19 protein-coding genes and 2 pseudogenes are annotated in these 19,873 nt (G+C 68.6%); 4 read left to right on the top strand and 17 right to left on the bottom strand.

All coding sequences use genetic code 11. The features are described from left to right. The 8 genes and pseudogenes from AOK15_RS16865 to AOK15_RS16840 all read right to left on the bottom strand — a co-directional run. A partial coding sequence (locus tag AOK15_RS16865) for a protein kinase domain-containing protein (RefSeq protein ID WP_240508463.1) occupies positions 1-380 on the bottom strand: 380 nt, incomplete at its 3' end. Between the two features lie 387 nt (positions 381-767). Next, on the bottom strand, positions 768-2,204 hold the full coding sequence (locus tag AOK15_RS16860; RefSeq protein ID WP_055517583.1) for an FG-GAP repeat protein: 1,437 nt from the start codon (positions 2,202-2,204) through the stop codon (positions 768-770). Positions 2,205-2,773: 569 nt separating this feature from the next. Then, entirely contained in the window at positions 2,774-2,974 is a 201-nt protein-coding gene (locus AOK15_RS46845) for a hypothetical protein (RefSeq protein WP_420876916.1), read from the bottom strand. Between the two features lie 73 nt (positions 2,975-3,047). Continuing rightward, a complete protein-coding gene (locus AOK15_RS46840) occupies positions 3,048-3,341 on the bottom strand; it encodes a hypothetical protein (RefSeq protein ID WP_240508465.1) in 294 nt (97 codons plus the stop codon). A 100-nt stretch (positions 3,342-3,441) separates the two neighbouring features. Next, positions 3,442-3,579: pseudogene (locus AOK15_RS46835) on the bottom strand (MOSC domain-containing protein); the annotation flags it as partial. Between the two features lie 88 nt (positions 3,580-3,667). Continuing rightward, positions 3,668-4,384, bottom strand: a complete 717-nt coding sequence (locus tag AOK15_RS16850; protein ID WP_055517581.1) for an MOSC domain-containing protein — start codon at positions 4,382-4,384, stop codon at positions 3,668-3,670. A 47-nt stretch (positions 4,385-4,431) separates the two neighbouring features. Continuing rightward, entirely contained in the window at positions 4,432-5,076 is a 645-nt protein-coding gene (locus tag AOK15_RS16845) for a LysE family translocator (RefSeq protein WP_240508462.1), read from the bottom strand. A 5-nt stretch (positions 5,077-5,081) separates the two neighbouring features. Then, on the bottom strand, positions 5,082-5,978 hold the full coding sequence (locus AOK15_RS16840) for a winged helix-turn-helix transcriptional regulator (RefSeq protein WP_055517578.1): 897 nt from the start codon (positions 5,976-5,978) through the stop codon (positions 5,082-5,084). A 403-nt stretch (positions 5,979-6,381) separates the two neighbouring features. Here AOK15_RS16840 and AOK15_RS42220 point away from each other — a divergent pair, with 403 nt between their 5' ends. Further along, positions 6,382-7,128: a DUF3626 domain-containing protein gene (locus AOK15_RS42220; RefSeq protein ID WP_420876917.1), complete on the top strand. Its 747-nt coding sequence runs from the start codon at positions 6,382-6,384 to the stop codon at positions 7,126-7,128. Here the strand turns inward: AOK15_RS42220 and AOK15_RS43955 are convergent. After that, positions 7,059-7,655, bottom strand: coding sequence for an ATP-binding protein (locus AOK15_RS43955; RefSeq protein WP_107099427.1), 597 nt, complete (start codon positions 7,653-7,655; stop codon positions 7,059-7,061). The genes AOK15_RS42220 and AOK15_RS43955 overlap by 70 nt on opposite strands. Before the next feature lie 14 nt (positions 7,656-7,669). Continuing rightward, a complete protein-coding gene (locus AOK15_RS16830; protein ID WP_157870272.1) occupies positions 7,670-7,993 on the bottom strand; it encodes a hypothetical protein in 324 nt (107 codons plus the stop codon). A 618-nt stretch (positions 7,994-8,611) separates the two neighbouring features. Between AOK15_RS16830 and AOK15_RS16825 the strand changes: the two genes are divergently transcribed. Beyond that, positions 8,612-9,286 (top strand): ribonuclease FAU-1 family protein, encoded by a 675-nt coding sequence (locus AOK15_RS16825; RefSeq protein WP_205632149.1) that lies wholly within the window; start codon positions 8,612-8,614, stop codon positions 9,284-9,286. Between the two features lie 1,713 nt (positions 9,287-10,999). On the opposite strand, the pseudogene AOK15_RS46830 reads toward AOK15_RS16825, so the two are convergent. The 4 genes and pseudogenes from AOK15_RS46830 to AOK15_RS16810 all read right to left on the bottom strand — a co-directional run. Further along, a pseudogene (locus tag AOK15_RS46830) lies at positions 11,000-11,158 on the bottom strand (IS5/IS1182 family transposase); the annotation flags it as partial. A gap of 14 nt (positions 11,159-11,172) precedes the next feature. Next, a complete protein-coding gene (locus tag AOK15_RS16820) occupies positions 11,173-11,505 on the bottom strand; it encodes a hypothetical protein (RefSeq protein ID WP_055517571.1) in 333 nt (110 codons plus the stop codon). Positions 11,506-12,175: 670 nt separating this feature from the next. Beyond that, positions 12,176-12,427, bottom strand: coding sequence for an NAD(P)H-binding protein (locus tag AOK15_RS16815; RefSeq protein WP_055517569.1), 252 nt, complete (start codon positions 12,425-12,427; stop codon positions 12,176-12,178). Positions 12,428-13,061: 634 nt separating this feature from the next. Next, on the bottom strand, positions 13,062-14,036 hold the full coding sequence (locus AOK15_RS16810; protein WP_055517566.1) for a LysR family transcriptional regulator: 975 nt from the start codon (positions 14,034-14,036) through the stop codon (positions 13,062-13,064). A 71-nt stretch (positions 14,037-14,107) separates the two neighbouring features. On the opposite strand from AOK15_RS16810, the gene AOK15_RS16805 reads away from it, so the two are divergent. Next, positions 14,108-15,025 (top strand): dihydrodipicolinate synthase family protein, encoded by a 918-nt coding sequence (locus AOK15_RS16805; RefSeq protein WP_055517587.1) that lies wholly within the window; start codon positions 14,108-14,110, stop codon positions 15,023-15,025. Positions 15,026-15,303: 278 nt separating this feature from the next. Here the strand turns inward: AOK15_RS16805 and AOK15_RS16800 are convergent, their stop codons facing one another. Then, positions 15,304-16,089: an alpha/beta hydrolase gene (locus AOK15_RS16800; protein WP_240508461.1), complete on the bottom strand. Its 786-nt coding sequence runs from the start codon at positions 16,087-16,089 to the stop codon at positions 15,304-15,306. On the opposite strand from AOK15_RS16800, the gene AOK15_RS16795 reads away from it, so the two are divergent. Beyond that, positions 16,079-16,567 carry a TetR family transcriptional regulator C-terminal domain-containing protein gene (locus AOK15_RS16795; protein WP_240508460.1) on the top strand — a complete coding sequence of 163 codons (489 nt, stop codon included), beginning with the start codon at positions 16,079-16,081 and terminating at the stop codon, positions 16,565-16,567. The two genes, AOK15_RS16800 and AOK15_RS16795, sit on opposite strands and share 11 nt — an antisense overlap. Before the next feature lie 304 nt (positions 16,568-16,871). Here the strand turns inward: AOK15_RS16795 and AOK15_RS16790 are convergent, their stop codons facing one another. Together AOK15_RS16790 and AOK15_RS16785 are read right to left on the bottom strand one after the other, a co-directional pair. Then, on the bottom strand, positions 16,872-17,633 hold the full coding sequence (locus AOK15_RS16790; protein ID WP_055517564.1) for an SDR family NAD(P)-dependent oxidoreductase: 762 nt from the start codon (positions 17,631-17,633) through the stop codon (positions 16,872-16,874). A 498-nt stretch (positions 17,634-18,131) separates the two neighbouring features. Next, a partial coding sequence (locus AOK15_RS16785) for a bifunctional glycosyltransferase 87/phosphatase PAP2 family protein (protein WP_055517562.1) occupies positions 18,132-19,873 on the bottom strand: 1,742 nt, incomplete at its 5' end.

The raw sequence follows: 19,873 nt of genomic DNA, 5'->3' as shown, positions 1-19,873 counted from the left end.
GGCCTCGCACGGTCCGCTGCCGGCCGACAGTGTGCGGGTTCTGGCAGCGGACCGTGCGAGGCCAGGACCTCCGCGAGGGTGGGGCCGAGGACGAGTTCCGTCGCCAGCCAGGGCACCTCGGCGTCGGGACCGAAGTCGATGAGCTGCGCGATGTAGGGGCTGCGGACACTGCGGGCAACCTCGATCTCACGGGCGAAGCGTTCCCGGTAGCCGGACACCTTCGACAGCTCGGGCCTGATCGTCTTGAGCGCCACCAGCCGCGTACCACCCACCACGCGGGCAAGGTACACGTGGCCCATGCCGCCGGAGCCCAGACGCCCCATCACTTCGTACGGCCCCACGCGCTCGGGATCGACCCCGTACCGAAGCGGCTCCACCACGCTGCACCCTCACCCGTCCCTCGACGTCCCCGGGAGACGACCACGCCGTCTACCGGGAAGCCGTGACCGATGGTCCAGGTGGGCCACACACGCAGCAGACGGGCAGGCCGCGCTGCCGGACCGGCTCACCAGCAGAGCCGGAAGTACATTCTGACGATCCACCCCCACCCACCACAGGGCGCGCAGCGGCGCGACGGGGCGCACGGAGACGGGTGAGCGCTCCCGTGTCGTGCCTGGGCGTCGCGTGGTCCCGACTGTTGGATGCAGCCAGGCCACACGAGCCCTCTATCCGTACATGGTGATGGGAACCCGCGAACTGCACGGGCAATCAGACCGAATGGACACCACTGGTCGGGCCCACGCCGACGACGGCGGGACCCGCCCGCCCTAGAAGCCCAGCACTTCGCCGTACTTGATGGCGCCGTTGGGCAGCGCGAAGCCGAACGGGGTGAGCGACTTGCCCTGCGGGTACGTCTCCTCGGCGCTGGTCGGCACGAACCAGACGCCACCCGACCTGGGGTCTCCGGCATTCTCGCCGGGCGCGCTCACCGCGGTGTCCCACAGACCGTCACGGTTGTAGTCCCCGACCGCCACCTGGGCGCCGAACCGGTCGCCTGCTTCGGCCGTGCCCGGCATGTTCGGGGTGCTCTGGCTGCGGGCCAGACCGCCGTAGAGACCCTTCTCCGTACCGTTCATGACGACGTATCCGCCCGCGTCCTTCACGGTGCCCACGTCCTCACCGGGCACACCGACCACCAACTCGGGACGGCTGTCGCCGTTGAGGTCACCGGCGGACAGCGCGGCGCCGAAGTCGTCGCCCTGCTCGGCGGCGCCGCCGACCTCCGGGCTCGACTGGGTGACGCAGTCGTGCTCGGTGCCGAACTTCGCCGTCTTCGAGCCCTTGAGGAGGAGCACCGCACCGCCGAGCCGGTCCTCGCAATGCGTCGTCTCCGTCTCGGGGTTGGGCTGCACGAGCCCGACCGCGAGGTCGTCGGTGCCGTCCTGGTCGAAGTCGGCGGCGGTGAGCGCGCTGCCGCGGTCGGCGTCGCTCCACCACTGGGCGGGCTCGGCCTGGTCGTCCCACCGCGTGATGAAGGTTCCGGAGTCATCCAGAGCCCGCCACGTGGTGGCGAGGTCGTCCCGGCCGTCACCGTCGAAGTCGCCGGTGGCAAGGGCACTGGTGCGGCCGCCCATGCTGTACCTGCGCAAGGTCGTGGGGGTCACCGGGTCGGCGGTGAGCGGGCCCGGCCGGAACCGGATCGCGCCGTGCTCCTCGCCGTTCTCGCCGTACACGAGATCGGTGTCGCCGTCGCCGTCGTAGTCACCCGTGGTGATGGTGCTGCCGATGGCGCTGTACTCGGACGTGCCCCTGGCCACGGTGGTGCCCTTGACGTTCCATCCCGAGCCGTCCAGAACGGTGATGGTGCCCTCGTCCTTGAGCTGGTCCGAGGTGAGCGACTCGCCGCTCGCACCGACGACGAGCTCGAAGACGCCGTCGCCGTTCACGTCGACAGCGGCCAGGGAGGAGCCGAAGCGGTCACCCGCCTCGGGCGTTCCGGGTACGCCGGTCTCCGCCTGGCTGATGACGCCGGTGGACTGGCTCGGACTCTGCCCGCCGCCGAAGATCACGCTGACGTAGCCGGCCTTGGCCTTGCCGTCCACCGTGGCGTCGGGCATACCGACCGCGATGTCCGTGTATCCGTCGCCGTTGAAGTCGAACCGCGGAGCCGTAGCGGCGGCGGCGCTCCCGGCGAGCGGCAGGGTCAGACCGGTCGCGGTGAGTGCCGCTACGGCGGCGGTGGCGGCCAAGGTGCGTGCGCGCACGGTGAACTCCCCTAGTCAAAGCAGAGAATGAAGGCGAATGCTTACGGGGGATGTGACTCACGAGGTGTACGAACGGTTGTGTGAGAGTTGCCGCCCGGTGGACACGACATCGACGCACTGCATCGAGGACACCCGCCTGCCGGGCCTCACCCTCATGACGCCGAACACGTCCGTGAGATCGCCCGGTTCCAGGACAGCGATCTCCCCCGGACGGAAACTGGTTGTGGTGCAAGGCCGCGAATTCCATGGCGATGTCCATCTGCACACCCATGGCTCGACCCCACTGACTACGCGGCGTCACTTACCCGTTGACCTCATACGTCCAACGGAATGGGCCTGGTCCGCGATCCGAAAGGCAGCGGTCTCCACCGGTTCCGGGAGCAAGGGAACGTCGTCGGTCGCAGTACGTCGATGACGCGCCGTACCTCCTCGACCGCGCGCCCCGCCTCGGAGCGCAGACGGCGGACTCGTTCCTCCACTGCCGGCGGGACTGATCACGGGCGGTCGGAGGCGGTCGCAGATGGCCGCCGGTGGCTGCTGCTCCCGTTTCTGTGGCCGGTCAGAGGCCGTCAGCCGTCCACTCGCGTCACGGCGTCGCCGATGCGGACGGCTCCCGGCTCTACGACGTCGAGGTATACGCCGACGCAGGAGAGCCGGCCGAGGTCGAGAACGGGTATGCGGTGTCGGCTCGCGACGGTGCGCATGATCTGGGGGTCGGGCGGGAGGTCGCCGTGGCTGAGGGTGGGGACCACGCATCGGGGTGTGGGCACCAGGGGACGCAGGAGGGCTTCACCGATGCGCAGATGGATACCGATCCAGGCGTCTTCGGCGAAGCCCGGTTCGTCACGGGGTGTCGATGACGAGGTTGGGGCGGAAGCGGCGAGGGTCGAAGTCGCCGGCGGGGTAGGCCGAGCGCAGTCGTGCCAGCGTAGCCGTGGTGACGAGGTGGAGGGTGCCGTAGTCGAAGAAGCTTCCCGGTGGCGTACTGCCGGAGGTGATGGTGACACCGGTGGCGTCGGTGAAGGCAGCGGCACGCAGGCGGTCGGGGACACCTCCCCGGTGATCGGGAACGGCCCGCTCCAGCCGCCCGCCGTGTTCTGGTGGGGTGTCCGACAGGACGACGCGGCGGCCCAGCAACGCGGACAGCCGAGTGTCCAGTTGAGGGGTGACCAGCAGGCAGCTCGGCTCCGTCCGGTGTTCGCACGGTGACGGTCAGGTCGTCGGTCACTCTGTTGCGGCAGGTGAGCAACGGGCCCCACTTGCGGGGGTGCTTGGCGCTGCCGACCGTACCCGTCGCGTCGAGGACGGCTGCCATCCGATCTCCCCGCAACCCCCGTTCGGTGATCACCGCGTGGGACAATGTCTCTCCCAGCATGGACTTCACCGGGTATCGGTGCAGGGCTTTGACGGTCCCCACGGCGTGGTTGCCTTCCTTTCGTCTTGCGGGTGCGGCCGAGGCCGGATCAGGGCCGGATCACGGCGACGGGGTCCCCGACGCCGACGGTGCCCGGCGCGGCCACGGTGCCCAGTGCGTCCAGACGCATGTCATGCGCCTGCGCGATCGTCTTCAGCACGAGCGGGGAGTGCGGCAGCCCCTGCTGCGACTCATTGACCATGACGCAACGCTCGCTGGAGCGTACGAACGTGACGCACACCGTGCCACCGATGCGGACAGTGGAGCCGAGCCACCGGTCCTCCACGAACGCGGGTGTGCCCGGTGGCGTGCGGATGAGGAGATTGGGCCGGAACCGGCGCTCGTCGACCACGGTTCCCGCGAGGGCGGTGCGCATCCAGTCGAGGGTGGCGGTGCTCAGCACGCTCAGCGGAAGCTGGTCGAAGTGCGAGACGGACCCTTCGCGTGCCACCTCGACGTCCTGGCGCCGCAGGTAGCTGCGCAGGTACGCGGTGGCATCGGCCACCGGAACCCCCTCGGGGTCGAGCAATTCCGGCTCGCCCAGGCAGTCCGCTTGCGGGTAACGGGAGCGCAGCCGCAGCAGGCCGGGCATCCTGCGGAACCGGCGGGTGTTCTTGCCCGAGCCGAACCTGCCCTCAGCGTCCCGTACCGCATACAGCCGGTCGCCCAGTAGACCCCGCTCGTCCAGGTCGGCCGACTCCAGCCGTTCTCCTCCTGTGGACTTGATCGGGTATCGCCAGATCCGCTCGACGGTGCCCAGCCTCATCCCCACCCCTTTCCCGGCCGACGGCCGGCTCGACATCTCCTGAACACTCACTTGGCTTCCGCGGCCACACGCAGACCGAAGCCGATCAACACGACGCCCGTCACGCGCTCCAGCGCGACGCGCACACGCGGCCGTTCGAAGAAGGAACGGGCCGAGGACACCGCATGGGCCACACCCGCCAGCCAGGCCAGACTCAACACCGCATGCAGCAGCACCAGCAGACCCATGCCCGCCCCCGCGGGGAGACCGCCCGGGGCCAGGGCGGGGAGCAGCCCGACGTAGAAGACAGCGATCTTGGGGTTGAGCACATTGGTCGCCAGGCCGGTCCAGTACCCGTTCCCGACCCCCGTCGTCCGACGGCATGCCTTCAACGGCACGCCGTGCCGGGCACCGAACAGCGCACGCGCCCCGAGGAAGAGCAGATACGCCGCTCCCAGGAGCTTCACTACGGCGTACGCCTCGGCGGAGGCCGCCAGAACCGCCGCAAGCCCGACCACGCAGAACACGCCCCACACCAGCAGCCCGGTGACTACGCCCGCAGCGACACGGGCGGCCTCCCGGCGGCCGGAGGCGATCGCGTGCTGGGTGACGACCGCCATGTCAGGACCCGGCACCACCGTCACCAGGGCAAGCACACCGATCACCCCGACCACCTGCGCCCCCACGGGGCCGGCTCCCCACGCTTCCACCACGGTGATCACTCCTCGGTATCGTCAGGCCCGGCACCGGCACTTGCAGCAGTACCGGCTGTGGCCAGGCGCAGGGCCTCCGTCACAGCGGCGGGTATGTCCTGCACGGGGAACAACACATGCCGGACCGCCCCGTCCGGCCCGACGACGAGAATCAGCCGCTTCAGACGCAGCCGACCCGCCCCTCGGAACGTCGGCAGCCGCAGGGCCGCGGCCAGCCGTTGCACGGCATCGGAGAGCAGGGGGAAGGGCACTGCTTCGGCGTGCGCGAAATCGGCCTGCTCATGGGGAAGTTGGGTGCTCACCCCGCGCACCTCCACTCCCGCCCGCCGAAAGTCGGGCCAGGCATCCTTGAACAACCGGTTCTCCAGCGTGCAGCCGACGGCTCCGGGAATGGGTTCGTCCCACTCGACCCCGGCGCCGGGAAACGTGAACAGGACGGTCCCGGCACAGTCCGGCGCGACGACGGGCAGGTCGACGCCGTGCGTGCTGGGCAGTACGAGCCCCTCCGGGATGAGCGTGCCGACCTGGGCATGCACGCGGGCGTGTTCCGCGCCGTCCGGTGCCGCTGTCCCGGTGACCGTTCCGTCCCCGAGCACCCACCGGTCACCCCAGTCCTGCATCGCGACCAGCAGAGGCAACAGCGCCACCCCGGCGTCGGTGAGCAGGTACTCGTAACGGTCCGGCCGGCGTTGGTACAGGCTGCGTCGCAGCACGCCACGCTCGACGAGCCGGCCCAGCCGCTCGGCGAGAACCTTGCGGGAAAGACCGAGTTCGCCTGCGAGCGCGTCGAAACGCAGATGCCCGCGAGCGATCTCGCGCAGCACGAGCACGCTCCACCAGTCGCCCATGACAACGGCGGCCTGGGCGATGCCACAGGTCTCATCCGCCCGATGCATCTTCATGCCCGCATTGTAGGTTCCTTTTCGGAACTCGCTGCGCTCTTTGCCGAGGACCTATCCGGCTCGGGGCGGAGGGAAACGATGGGGATGCCAGCGAGCCTTGCGAACGAGGGCCGCTGCGTCCGCCGGCAAGCGACCTGTGCCCGCGCTGATCGCGGCCTTGGTCGTGACCCGCACCTGCCGGTGAAGAGGCAGTGCTCCATCACCGCGCGCTGTCGGTGAACGGTGCACCAAGCGATGGGGGTTGCGGTGCGGCAGTGGCCATATTGAGATGCGTTGGCGCCTGCGACTTGTGCGGACTCCCCGCATGGCTCCTGAAACCGCTGTCTCGCTTCAGGAGAGGGCTCTGCGTCATGTCGCTGCTTCGTCCAGAGGTAGGCCACTCCCTCCGGACCTACGGGTGACGATGCACTTTCATCCTGATCGAGCCGAGAGGAACCGTCCCATCCTGGTCCAGATGGCTGACGACGGTGTCTACAAGTCACAGTTCGCCACAGGGACCAGTAACGGCGGACTGACCGCTCACCCGGGCGGAGACCGATGGCGCTGGGAGAGCCGTATCTTCGCTGGAGCGTATGACGAAGCCGCACCTGACGAGCGCCCTGTCTACGGCGCGTTGAACTACCGCCGTGAGGCGTTCGGCGCAGCTCCGCGATTCGGCTCCTCGTACTTCAGGCTCACGCCCGAGACTCTCACACGCGCTACTTTCTGCTACCCGGACAGCTCCACCGAGCCCTCTGCGTTCGGCATCGCCGATCGATGCGCACTGGTCGAGCTCGCCGAGGCAGCGGACACGGATCCCCTGGACGGTCACATAGAGACACAGGTCCATGGGCCTGTCAGGTTTGATCGTGACGTGGAAGCGCTGGTGCTGGATCCCAGTTATCGCGATACGACGGTCGAGCACGAAGCAGAATGCCTGCCGTGCCCAGTCGAGTGGCATCCCGGTTTCCGGCTCGGCATTGCTGACCTGCGTCGTCATCCGCACTATCGCGGCAAGGCGTACGTGGACCTGGGAGCCGCGATCGCTCCAGGCGACTGGCTCACTCCGCGGGTAATCGGAGACGCTGCCCGCACAGGTCGCTACGCTCTCCAAGATCTCAAGAAGGTCTGGCACTGCGTGGCCCGGTTCGGAAGGCTCAGCGGCTGTTGAGATGCCGTGTTGCGTCCGGCACATCGGAGCCAGGAGCGGCGAGCAGCGTTCAGCCCCCGCTGGCCGGCCGATCCCGCACCGATCGAGTCGAGGATGCCGAGGGAGGGTGTCTCCGGCCGACAGTGGACGAAAGGCGGGACCTGCTGTAGGTACGGCGACCTGTTGAGTCCGGCCTTGCTATAGGGCGTGGCGCAGGACACGGAGCCGGCTCGGATGATCGTGCCGTTGAAGATGAGACAGTCCGCGATGGCGCGTAGAGCCGGGGTCTCGAAGGCATTCGCCCAGCCGCCGAACGACTCACTGGAGGCGATGGCGAGGCTGTTCTTCTCCCAGAGGTCGGCCAGGAATTGGAGCAGCGGCTCAACGCACCTCCGGTCGAGTGCCATGCAGCCGAGTCCATCGACGCGGAGAGTCCGACGCGGCAGTAGACGGCGATCGTCTTGGCCGGTTGCTCCTGGAAGCCGTGCATGGGGCTCCGTACGTAGCACGCCACGCGTTCGACGCTCCCGGCGGCGGGGACAGACCATCGTTTGGCTGATGGCTAGCCAATCTTCTTCCAAGGCTTGCAGCCGGTGGTTTGGAACGCCTTGTCACCTGCGGCTACCTTGACGATCGCCGGGCCCTCGGCGTTGCCGCTGGCGATGATTGCGTCCCCTTCACCAGTAGTGTCGCTCAACCGCGCCCAGTAGCAGCCGTACTTGTTCCTGCCCTCGCTGCGATAGGTGCCAGCCCGAATATCCTTGCCCACCAGGAAGGTTCCATCGCCCGGAATCCCTCCCTCGGGCGCCACCTCCTCCTGCTCCCTATCGGTGGCGCTGGAGGAATCGGCCGCTTGTACCTCTGCGCTCGTCGCTGTGGCGGTCACAGTCACCGTCGCGGAAGGAGAGGCCTTGCTCCCTCCAGAGCCGACGCTGCCGATCAGGATTCCTGCCAGTAGCCCGCCGACGGCGACTGCAGCGTGGATGAGCCATGCGCGGCGAGATGAGCCACGGACAGCACGGGACGGCGTCTGATCCGACGTCGGTCCAGGGGGCGGCCCTGCAGGTCTGTTTCCTCTCATGTCCACAGAGTGCGCCTGCCTTCCTCAGGGCGCACGACGACGCTTCTTCGCTCCGGGCCAACGCGCTGTGAGTCGGCTCCGGCGCCGAGAGCAGCCCCACCTGCCAAGTGATGCAGCTTCCACCCAGGCGCGCCAGCTGCCAAGCGATGCCTCGGTTGTGAGGCGAGGCGGGAAGCGCTGGACCCTCCAGCCAGGGGCGGCTGGGAGGCGGAGGCGGACACCAGGACAGCGCGGCCGGGCCCTTTCCGAGGCGCGGGCGAGACTGTGAGGATCGACTCCGTGCGCGGGTGCCCACCGGCACGGTAGGTACCTAAGGTGCTGGTAAACGGAGGGTCCGTGACCGGATTCGCTGCGTACCAACTGTTGGGTGGATGGCGCCCCCGCCGGACGTGGCGGGCCGGGCGTCCGGCGAAGGAGGATCGGGTGCGCAGCTTCGAGATGGGACAGACCGTAGTCCGGCGCGACGTGTACGGTCCCGGCCGGGTGTGGAGCGAGCACGCACTGCGCGTCGTCACCGATACGAGTGAGGCCTTGATGGTCGCATGCTCGCCGGGAGCCGAGACCCGCTGGTCCACCCTGTACCTCAGGGCCCGTGCATTCGACGACCGTGCGATGCGCATCGAGGCGTTCGACGCGATGGCGAGCGGCGCGTGCGAGCTGGAGGCCGCCGTGTGGCAGGAAACCGAACTGCTGTTGTGGAAGCCGCCAGTGGCGTGGTTCAGCGTCAACGCCTTCTACACCGACGGAGGGCTGCGGAACTGGTATGTGAACTTCGAGCGCCCTACGGTCCGTACCGGCTCCGGGTTCGACACCTTCGACCTGACCGTGGACCTGGTCGTCTCCTCGGACCTGAGCAGTTGGCGGTGGAAGGACGAAGATGAGTACGCGCACGTGCGGCGGCTCGGCATCGTCACCGACGTCGAGCATCAAGCCGTGGACTCCGCCCGCGACCAGGCCCTTGCGATGCTCGAGGAACGCTCTGGCCCGTTCGCCGACGCCGCCTCGTGGTCGGCCTGGCGGTGGAACCCCGCGTGGCCCATCCCGAGCCTTCCGCACCCCGCGGCGCCTGGAAAGAGGGGCACACCGGCAGGCGGCTGAACCGTTGGCTGGGTGGTTGCCTCCGACGAGGACGGGAGGTGAGAGCCCTCTCCAACCAGACACACTCCTTTCCGCAGGTCAGCCCCAGTGGGCAAGCCGCTCGGAACGGCGACACCTTTTTTCACTCGGTAGCTGAAGGAGACGAGGTGCCGTCGCTTGACGCGGAACCGGCCAGGTCGGGACGGGCTGGAGAATGGCGAGCGGGGGCCTCTGGGTATCTCCACCGAACTCGTTGCTCCCAGTCGACATCGAGCTGCGCAGTGGCCGGGGGTAGTCCAGCGTGCTGTCCAGGTTCACATTGAGATAGACCAGCAGCGTCGACCGGTGACCCCCGGGCCCCGAGGCCCGTCACATTCGCCCTTTCACCGATCCCGTCGGGGGCGCCCAGGGCTTCGGCGATCCGGTCCGCAGCCACACCACCGGAGATCGGCGGGGGGAGGAGGACAGCACGGCCCGAATCGTGTCGACGTTTAGCATGTCGGCAGCGGCCCGCAACCTCCGCCAGGTGGGCCGATCCGGGTCTGATTCAAGCTCGGTCTGCCGCGCCCACGGCATGCAGCGAACTGGACCGGCCGAGTGCTGAGCGAACTCAACGTTCCCCCCGCACCGAGGGTACGGCTGGCTATGTCTCCGAACAGCTATGTCGTTTGTCGCTGAGCTGAAGTGTTGTCAGCATGTTCGGGCTCTGGTCCAACTTCTGTGACCCGTGACTGTGGGTGATCGCTTAGATGTCGACGAGAGCTTCCTCTTGTGGAGGAACCGGAGGGTGAAGGGACGTCGCGGAGGCGGGTGATGTCGTGGCGCCACTTCGAGCCGTTCGCAGCATCGTCCCAAAGTTCAGCGAGTTCAGACCGCTCGGAGGCCACTTGGTCCAGCGTCGACGGCGAGCGTTCGATATCCAGGAAGCCGCAGGGGCAGCGGCGCTTTTGAGCGCGCCGCGGATCAGGGCTACGCGCTCTTCCAGGGTTGCCTCGTCCAGGTCACCTCCGAAATCGGCGGCGGGTGGCTGGCTGTCGGACGACAGCGAGCCACCGCACGACCCCCTGCCTCGTCCGCCGCCCGCCTAGCGACGTGCTACGCGCGCGATCTGACACGGGTGTTCCTCAACCCTCGACCACGGCACGCCGGTCCCAGGCAGGCGGGAATGAAGGGCGCCCGCGGAATTAGGGCCTGCCACGGTCTGGCATGGTGCGGGCGGGCAGGTCGGACACAGGGGGCCAGGGCATCACCCGTGCGAGGTCGCGGCGTATGCGTTCGGCCTCACCGCGGACCTGGGCGGGGATGTCGCCACGCTCGTCGACGAGGCGGCTGAAGATGGGAGTCTCTTGAAACACGGCGGGATGTTGCTCTCTTTCAGCTTCCGGCCGACGGTGCGGGGCCGGTGGGGTGGCTTATTACTGCGGGCGCAGCCGGTGACAGGCCACGTCCGATGCACCCTACGGCCGGGCACTGACATTGATGTTGCCGGGCAGGTCTTGGTGGCGGTGGCGGTGGCGGTGGCGGTGGCTCGGGCACGGCCGGACGTTCTGCCCGGCTGCCGTGCCCCTGGCATGGCTCCGGCCAGGCGGAACATGTCCTGATGGAACGCCGGGCGGAAGCTCCTTCAATGTCCTGTCCGCGCGACCGGCCGACGCCAACCTTCGGTGGGGGCCCCGACTTTCGTGGACGTCCAGGCCACGTGATCGTGATCTTCGTGCAAGCCGCCGCCTCCCGGGCCGTGGCCCGGACCCGCTTGAGTCTGTTGAAGCAGCGTACGACCAAGTTGCGGGCTTTATATAGCGCTGGATCGAAGGCTGGCGGCTGTCCGCCGGCCCATGCTCGGCGCTTTCGGCTGTCGAACTGGTTGGACCGTTCAGGGATGACCGCCGCCAAATGATCAAGCATGGTTAGTCACCCATGAACCACAAGTAGCTGCCCGGCGTCTCCGCACATGCTTCAAGCAGCTCGGCAAGGTCGAGCAGGGCCGCCTTTTGCTCGTCGCCCGAACACCTCTGTGTGAGGGCAGAGACTTCCTGGCGGGCGACTTGGGCTTCCTGTTCGTTGAACAACGTGTCGCGGTACGGATCCACCCAGGCCAGCTTGCCCGAGCCCCGCCGGTCAAGGGTGCTCAGCACCCTCGCCAGCGCCGCACCGTGCTCGTACGAGCTCCGCAGCAAGGTGTCCCGCGACGAACCCTTGTGCGCGGGGCGCCCCGAGTGCAGTTCCAGCTCAATCCCCATGACCCCTCCTTCAACCTCGGAGAACGAAGCTTCGCAGAGATCATTTGCCAGGCACGGCCAGGGGACCTCACCCGCTGGGCACGACCAGCCCCGACTGCTCCGTACGAAGCGACAGCACCTCGAAACGCCACTCCAGTGACCCGGACATCGAGCGCCTCTCGCGCGCCTGTCATGCCTGCGCCGCGGAGGCCTGGCCGTACGAGTCGAGTCGGGGGGGTTCCGGGGGTGGGCCGGGCGCACTCTGGGTGTTCCGGCGCCACCGCCGACGGGCAATCGGCGTGGCTGAGGCTGATGCCAGCACCGGAGGGCAAGGCGTCGGGGAAGGGGTGGGACGGTGCCCAGAACGCCCAGCACGCCATTGGTACCTGGACGGGCACCGGCCCGCTCTCCTGTGCCGCCCCGCCGTGCAGTGGCTCAGCCTGGTCAGCAGCTTGATCTGCACCTGATTGGCGACCAGGGCGATGCCTTCGGTACGCAGGACCATGGGCAAGCAGATCAACTGGTGGGCGCTCAAGTTGCTCAGACGAAGAAATCTCTTGGAGTCCACCGGGCCCGTGGCCTGAGGTGACGGCGAAGCGGGAGGCCCCGTGGCGCAGGCCGGGGGAGGTCCGGCGCTGGGTGAAGCGCTGGGTGAACGCGCTCGCGGTTGGGTACGGCCGGTGGCAGGTGTTCAGTCGGTGATCACAGGGCTGCGACGGATCCACTCGGCGCCGTGTGCCGCCTTCTGTATGAAGGCGGCGACGTCCGCGCGACTGATGGTCGGGTTGCTCCTCATCGGCAGCCGGTCTCCCGCGCTGTACGCGCCGTTGGCGGGGCCGTGGGTCAGCCGGGTGGGGTAGACCACGGCCCAGTCCAACCCGCTGTTGCGGATGCGTTCGTTGGCGATTTTCTTGTCGGCGTCTCCGTGAGGCGGCGCTTCCACCAGGGTTCCGTGGGTGGTGAGTACGGATCTGGGAGGGTCCGTGCCAAGAAGCGGTCGTCCAGGGGAGCGACTGCTCTGAGAAGTTCACGGCGTGCCTGGCGATTCATGGCTGAGGCCGCGCCTTGCAGCAGCGTTCGCGCGTGCCTGTCCCTCCAGAGGGTGGTTCCCCAGCCATGGTCGGGGCCGTGGTCCGGCCATGGGTGAAGCGACAGAGCCCATGCCCGGCAGGCGTGGGCGACGTGACCGGGAGGCAACCGGTAATGAACCTCGAACTGTGCGATCTGTCGGTTCGTCGCAGCGGACAGACCAGCGATGACCTGTCGGCCTCTGGCGTTTCTGCGGCCTCTGGAGTTTCTGCGACGGGGTCGTTCGGTCCTGATCTCGCCCGGTGACCGGCGAGGCATGGGCACTTCCAGCTGGGAGGACGAGTGAGCGTCCGACGGTAAGTGGAGTCAGTCCGAAGAGCAAGCGGCAACCGGCCTTTCACTGTTCGACACGGGCGCGGGTCGTGGCGGGGCGTGGCGAGGCGGTATGAGTCGGTGCCGGTCTCGATGATGTGGCCGCCGAAGGCGAGGCGGGCGGCCCACCCGCACCCACACGCCCACGAGACTGGCGTCGCCGCCATAGGCGGCCCTCACTCCCGCTTTAGGGAGGACGCCGACGTCTTGGTGGACCCGGAGGACGTGCGGCCCCTGGCGCCCACCGCTGTTCGTGCCGCCGCCACGAACGCTGCGATCGCCGGGTGAGTGCCGCCGCCTGCCCGGAAGGCGACCTTCGAGCGGCGGAAGAGAGGCAGCCGGGTCAGGACCACGTTCTCGGGGGTGCGTGCCGTGGCCATCTCCGGTACGAAGCCGGCGCCTTGACCGATGGCGGCGAGTGCCAGCACTGTACGGAAGTCGTTGACTTGATGGCGGATGCGCGGCTGGAAACCAGCTGCCTGACAGGCGCGTACGGCCATCGCGTGACCGGTCGTGCCGTCCCGGGCCGTGATCCATGGGGTCGTTGCCCACGGTCCGAGCAGTTCCGCCAGCGTGTCACCGCGCGTGGCGGTACCTCTTGCGGAATCGGTGTCGATGGCTGTGCCCGTCGCCAGGTACATCGGCTCCTCCAGCAAGGGCACCTGGTCGACCGTGGTGTCCGGGGAGGCGGGCACGAAGTCGTAGTCGTGGACGAGGGCCACGTCGAGTTCGCCGGCGCGCAGGCCGTCGGAGACGCGCGTCGAGTCGATCTCCTGCACCATCGGTTCGAGCGCGGGATGCCGCTGGGCCAGTTCCGCGAGCGTGGCGGGCACGATCGCGGGGCCGCCTGAGGGAAAAGTTCCGATTCGCAGCGGCCCGCCGATGCCTTCGCGGGCCCCGGCCAGTTCGGAGACCGCCAGTTCGAGGCGTTCCAGGACGGCGTCGGCGTGGGTGACGAGGGTGCGGCCCGCGGGGGTGAGCACCACCCGTCTGCCGCTTCGTTCCAGCAGGGGTACGCCTGCCTCGCGCTCCAACACGCTCAACTGCTGGGAGACGGCGGAGGCGGTGAAGGTCAGCGCCTCGGCGACGGCCGCGATGGTGCCGCGTCGGTCCAGTTCGCGCAGCAGGTGAAGACGTCGGACATCAAGCATAAGGTGAGCTTACGTATAGCCGTAGAAACATGAACTGGATCTACTGGGTTCGTGTCGGTCAGGCTGGGCGCATGAAGCCCGAAGCGAATCTCACCGGCCTGTTTGTCCCCTTGGTGACCCCGTTCACCGACGACCTGCGCCTCACCCCGGACGCGCTCGCCCGCCTCGCCGACGAGGCCTTGGTCGGCGGCGCTCGCGGACTCGTCGCCCTGGGCACCACCGCGGAGGCGGCCACGCTGACCACCGACGAGAAGCGGGCCGTGATCCGTATCTGCTCGGCTGCCTGCCGGGCACACGGCGCTCCCCTGATCGTCGGCGTCGGCACGAACGACACCGCCGCCGCCGTCACCACACTGCAGGAGCTCGCTCAGAGCGGTGATGTCACCGCGGCGCTGGTTCCCACGCCGCCCTACACCCGGCCCGGCGAGGCGGGAACGCTGGCGCACTTCACGGCACTTGCCGAACAAGGGGGCCTGCCGCTGGTCGTCTACGACATCCCGTACCGCACCGGGCAGACCCTCAGCACCAGCTCGCTGACCGCGCTCGGCCACCTGCCACAGGTCGTCGGGGTCAAGTACGCGACAGGTGTGATCGACGCAGCCGCGATGGAACTGCTCGGCTCGCCTGTCCCGGACTTCGCCGTGCTCGGCGGCGATGACGCCGTCATCTCGCCGCTGCTCGCGGCGGGCGCCCGCGGCGGCATCCTGGCGTCGGCCAATGTCCGTACCGCAGACTTCGCCGAGCTCATCTCCCTGTGGCAGCGCGACGCCACCGGACCGGCCCGCAGACTGGGAGCCGAGCTGGCCCGGCTGTCCGCCGCGCTCTTCGCCGAGCCGAACCCCGCCGTGATCAAGGGGGTGTTGCACGCTCAGGGCCGTATCCCCAGCCCGGCCGTCCGGCTGCCGCTGCTGGCCGCCTCCGCCCATTCGGTCGGGCGAGCGGCGGACCTGGCTGCATCCAGGGCCGCCCACCAAGAAGCCGCAGCCTGACACGTCCTCCGGGGCCCTGTGGAACCCGGTGGACTTCGGTGCAAGCCGGTGAAACCCCGTCCGCTCTCGCGCCAACACACTTCCCGTGTGGGCGACTTCCGCAGGTGGTCGGGGCGGCGGGTCGATCCATGATCGTGTGCTGGCTCGCTGGGGTTGTGGTCGTGCCGTGCGGGGGAGTACGGCTTGCTGTTGATCCATCCGGCGTCGTCTGACTTGAGTCCATCCAGGGAAGGCGCTCGTCCGGTGTGGGGGGCCGGTCCTCGGGCCGGTGGCGGTGGTCAGTTGTGGTGTCCGTTGCTGTCGGTGTCGGTGTCGGTGTCGGTGTCGGTGTCGGTGTCCGCGGAGGTATCGGTGGGGGTGGGGGTGAGTTGTATGCGGAGGGCTTTGCTGAGGGCTCGGATACGGACTGACCACATGTGGCGTGCCGCCTCCGCGTCGGGTGCGTAGTGTTCCGCGGCGTGGTAGACGCCGGGGTAGACGTGCAGCTCTGTGGGGACGCCGGAGGCGAGAAGCCGCTGCGCGAGGGCGATGTCCTCGTCACGGAAGACGTCGGCAGTACCCACGTCGATGAATGTGGGCGGTAGCCCGGCCAGGTTCTCGGCGTGCAGTGGGGCGGCGTATGCGTCAGGTGTCTGTCCGGCGAGGAACCACTCCCAGGCTTCGATGTTGGTCTTTCGGTCCCACACTCCGGTGTCCGTGATCTGGTGCGCGGAGGGGGTGGCATGGCGGTGGTCGACCATCGGGTAGAGGGCCATGATGTAGGCGAGGGCGGGTCCTGCGAGGTCACGCGCTTTCAAGGCCGTGGCGAGGGCCAGATTGCCGCCCGCGCTGCCCCCGAAGATCGCCAGCCGTTCCAGGTCGAAGTCGAGTGATGTCGCGTTGTCACTCATCCAGCAGAGGGCGGCGTAGCAGTCGTTGACCTGTGCCGGGTGCGGGTGTTCGGGTGCCTTGCGGTAGCCGGAGGAGACAACGAGTACGCCGAGTTCCTCGCAGATCTTCACCGCTGTTGTGTGCTCGTAGTCGAGGTCACCGAGGCACATGCCGCCGCCGTGGATGAAGAACACTGCGGGCGAGGCCGATTACTACTTCGGCAGCAAGAGTGGCCTGCTCCTCGAACTGCTCCGCTGGAGCGAGGACGAGCTGGCCGGGCAGCGGGACCGCCTGCTGGAGTCCGGCGGCCCGGCCGAGGAGCGGCTGCACCGTCTGTGTGTGCTCAACTTCCCTCGTACCGCCGGTGACCCTCGCTGGCTGCTGTGGGCCGAGCTGTGGCCGCGGGTGATGCACGAGCCTGCTCTACGGGAGGCTCAGTTGGAGTTCGACGCTGCCTGGCGCGAGGCGATCGCCCGGATCCTCGGCGAGCTGACCGACGACGTCGAACCGCTCACGCAGCGCGTGGTCGCCCTCATGGACGGGCTGAGCGTGGCCCTGCTGACGGGCGACACCACGCTCACCGTCGAAGGGGCGTGGCAGCACGTGAAGGCACTTCTGCCCACGACACCTCCCGACCAGCCTCGGCGCGCGCGACCTCACGCACTCCCGTAGCGCAGTCGGCGCCACCCCGAATCGGCTCACCTTCACCGCTGCGCGGACATCGACAGGAATACCTACACGGGTGGTACCCCGGCCCAGATCTGGGACTGCGGCAACGTCACCAAGGAGAAGTGGACCTCAACTGACCCGTTCCTGACCGCCTGTCGTGGGAGCGTGCCCCCAACGCCCGCCGAGCGTGCGGCAGTCCCGAAACGGCAGAACCGCGCGATCGCCAACGTCCTCATCCACAAGCTGGCGAGCGGTGCAGCCCTTCTTCCCCGTCAAAGCCGTCGGGGCATCAGCCCGCTCAAGCTCCTCAACTCTTCAGAGCGTCCGAGATGGACTTGACGCCGCCGTGCGCCGTGAGCCCTCCGTCCACCGCGATCTCCGCACCGCTGATGAAGGACGACTCCTCCGAGAGCAAGAACACCACGAGCGGGGCGATGTCTTCGACCGTCCCGCTTCTGCCCAGTGGTGTCTCCTTGAGGGTCGCGTCACGAAAGGCCTGTGTGGCCTGGGCGGTCATCTCGGTCTCGATATAGCCGGGGAGCACGGTGTTGACCCTGATCCCTTTCGGCCCGAGTTCCGTGGCTGCGATCTTTGATACGGCACGCAGTGCCCATTTGCTGGCGGTGTAGGCGACGGGGTAGTAGCCGGTGAGGGCGGTCGCCGACCCGATGTTCACGATGGACGAGCCGGGCGGCATGAGCGGGGACAGGCGCTGGATGCCCAGCAGTGGGCCGGTGGTGTTCACCGCCTGCACATGCGCCATGTCCTCGGGGCGTACGTCGTCGAGCCGCTTCCTCTCGATGATCCCCGCGTTGTTGACCAGCCCGTGGACGTGGCCGTACGTGTCCTTCAGTTCGGCGGCCAGTTCGTCCCAGCCGCTCTCGCTGCTGATGTCGAGCCGTCGGCATCCATCACCCTCGGGACGCGCATCGGTGGCCACCACGATGGCACCGGCTCGGGCCAGCGCCCGAACCTCGGCCGCGCCCTGTCCGCGGGCAGCTCCGGTGACGACGACGACTTTTCCTGCCAACTGCCGAGCGGGCTGCTCGCGTTCGAAGATCGAACTCATAGCCGACAACTTACCTCCCCGGTGTCACCCGTCCGGTGTCCCTTCTTGTCATGAAACGACAAAGACTCCGCCCCGAGCACGTGATCGCCGCATGACTGAACAGCCGAACCAGCCTCCCTGCCGTACTCCAGGCAACCGCTGCACACAGCGCCGGTGCGGGCAGGGCAAAGGTCCCCCTCAAGGTGGGCCGCCGCTGTGCGCGATGGCGGTGCCTAGGCCAGCAGCGAGGACCCTCAGCGGATCGGATCTGCCCACGGCCGCCTCAGGGGCGTTCGGAGGTTGAATGGCCTCCCCGACGGTGTTCTCGGACATTTCGCTCGGCGTCACCCTGCCCGCAGGGGCGGTGGCTGGTCCGGTGGCGGTGAGCGCGACCACCGCCGGAGGTAGCGACAACGGCTTGACCTGCTTCTACGTCGTTACCCTGACGCTACGACCTGTGGATCTGCTGAGGGTCGGCCGACGGCGGAGGTGACGGTCAGCCGCCGAGGGAGCTGACGGTCAGCCACGGACGGGGTCGCGTGGGCCGCTGGTGGCGGTCCGCGGGGCCCCGTCGTCCGTCTTCCCGTCGTCCTCGTCCGTGCCCGGAGCCGCCCGTGGTCCTGTCAGGAGGTGGGTGAGGGCGAAGCCCGCGCCGACGACGGCGGCTCCGCCGGCCGCGTCGAGGACCCAGTGGTTGCCGGTCGCGACGATCGCGGCGAGCGTGAACGTCGGGTGCAGCAGGCCGAGGGCCTTCATCCACCAGCGGGGCGCGACGATCGCGATGGTGAGCCCGCACCACAGGGACCAGCCGAAGTGCAGCGAGGGCATCGCCGCGTACTGGTTGGCCAGCTGGGTGAGTGTGCCGTAGTCGGGCTTGGAGAAGTCCTGGACGCCGTGGATGGTGTCGATGATGCCCAGGCCCGGCATCAGCCGGGGCGGCGCCAGCGGGTAGAAGAAGAACCCGACGAGCGCGAGGACCGTGGTGAAACCGATCGCGGTACGGGCCCAGCGGTAGTCCGCGGGACGGCGCCAGTACAGGACGCCGAGGACGGTCAGCGGCACCACGAAGTGGAACGACGTGTAGTAGAAGTCGAAGAAGTCCCGCAGCCAGCCCACCTGCACCACCGCGTGGTTGACCGCGTGCTCGATGTCGAGGAACAGGGCCTTCTCGACCGTCAGGATCTGCCGGGCGTGCTCCTCGGCGACGGCCCGGCTGCCGGCCGCCTCCAGCCGGGTGCGCTGGTAGGCGGCGTACGTGACGCGGATCAGCAGCAGTTCGAGCAGCAGGTTGGGACGGGTGGCGACCCGGCGCAGCAGCGGCGCCCAGCTGAAGCGGGTCTGCGTCTTCGGCGCGTACACGGTGGGGACGGGGTGGCGGTAGTAGGGCGAGGTGCGGGACAGGAACGGCACCACCAGCGCCGAGGCGAGCGCGGCCAGCAGGACCACGTTGTCCCGCACCGGATACAGGACCCCGACGTTCGGCACCATCATCTTCGCCGGCAGCGTCATCACCAGGACGACCGCCACCGGCCACACATACCGCGAGGACGCCTTCTTACCCACCCGGCCCACCGCAGCCAGCAGCACCCACAGCAACTGGTGCTTCCACGACGTCGGCGAGACCGCCACCACCACACACCCCGTGATCGCGACCGCGAGCAGCAGCTGCCCGTCACGGGCGTAGTGGATGGCGCGGCGCATGCCGAACACGGCGACGGCTGTGGCCAGCGTGAAGAAGACCGCGATCTCGGCCGGGCCTTCGAGGCCGAGCCGCAACAGCGCCCCGTGCAGCGACTGGTTGGCGAGGTCGTCCGCCCGGCCACCCAGCCCCACACCCGCCAGATGATGCACCCAGTAGGCGTACGAGTCGTGCGGCATCACCGCCCACGCCAGCACGGTCGCCCCGGCGAAGGTGATGCCGGTGCTCGCGGCGGCCCGGCGGCGGCCGGTGAACCACAGCAGCGGCACGAACAGCAGCAGGGCCGGCTGGAAGGCGGCGGCCACCCCTATGAACACACCGCTGACGCGCTCACCGCGTACCGCGAAGCAGCCCGCCAGGACGAGCAGGACGGGGATGATGCTGGTCTGGCCCAGGTAGAGCGTGTTGCGGACCGGCAGCGACAACATCAGCAACGTCACCGCGACAGGCGCCGCCAGCAGGGCCGTTCGACGGGTGACCGGCTGCGGCAAAGCGCGGGCGGTAACCAGCCCGAGAGCGACGACCAGCAGCAGGGTGCCGAACGTCCAGCCCCAGCCGAGGG

It is taken from the genome of Streptomyces ossamyceticus, assembly GCF_001418475.1.
GTDB classification, from domain to species: Bacteria; Actinomycetota; Actinomycetes; order Streptomycetales; family Streptomycetaceae; genus Streptomyces; species Streptomyces ossamyceticus.
This window is presented reverse-complemented; position numbering and strand designations above follow the sequence as displayed.

Bases quoted from the DNA above. Each gene is read 5' to 3' on its own strand.
- AOK15_RS16840 (WP_055517578.1), bottom strand. From the start codon at position 5,978: ATGAAGATGCATCGGGCGGATGAGACCTGTGGCATCGCCCAGGCCGCC.
- AOK15_RS42220 (WP_420876917.1), top strand. From the start codon at position 6,382: ATGCACTTTCATCCTGATCGAGCCGAGAGGAACCGTCCCATCCTGGTC.
- AOK15_RS16795 (WP_240508460.1), top strand. From the start codon at position 16,079: ATGAAGAACACTGCGGGCGAGGCCGATTACTACTTCGGCAGCAAGAGT.
- AOK15_RS16850 (WP_055517581.1), bottom strand. From the start codon at position 4,384: ATGAGGCTGGGCACCGTCGAGCGGATCTGGCGATACCCGATCAAGTCC.
- AOK15_RS16790 (WP_055517564.1), bottom strand. From the start codon at position 17,633: ATGAGTTCGATCTTCGAACGCGAGCAGCCCGCTCGGCAGTTGGCAGGA.
- AOK15_RS43955 (WP_107099427.1), bottom strand. From the start codon at position 7,655: ATGGTCTGTCCCCGCCGCCGGGAGCGTCGAACGCGTGGCGTGCTACGT.
- AOK15_RS16805 (WP_055517587.1), top strand. From the start codon at position 14,108: ATGAAGCCCGAAGCGAATCTCACCGGCCTGTTTGTCCCCTTGGTGACC.
- AOK15_RS16820 (WP_055517571.1), bottom strand. From the start codon at position 11,505: ATGGGGATTGAGCTGGAACTGCACTCGGGGCGCCCCGCGCACAAGGGT.
- AOK15_RS16810 (WP_055517566.1), bottom strand. From the start codon at position 14,036: ATGCTTGATGTCCGACGTCTTCACCTGCTGCGCGAACTGGACCGACGC.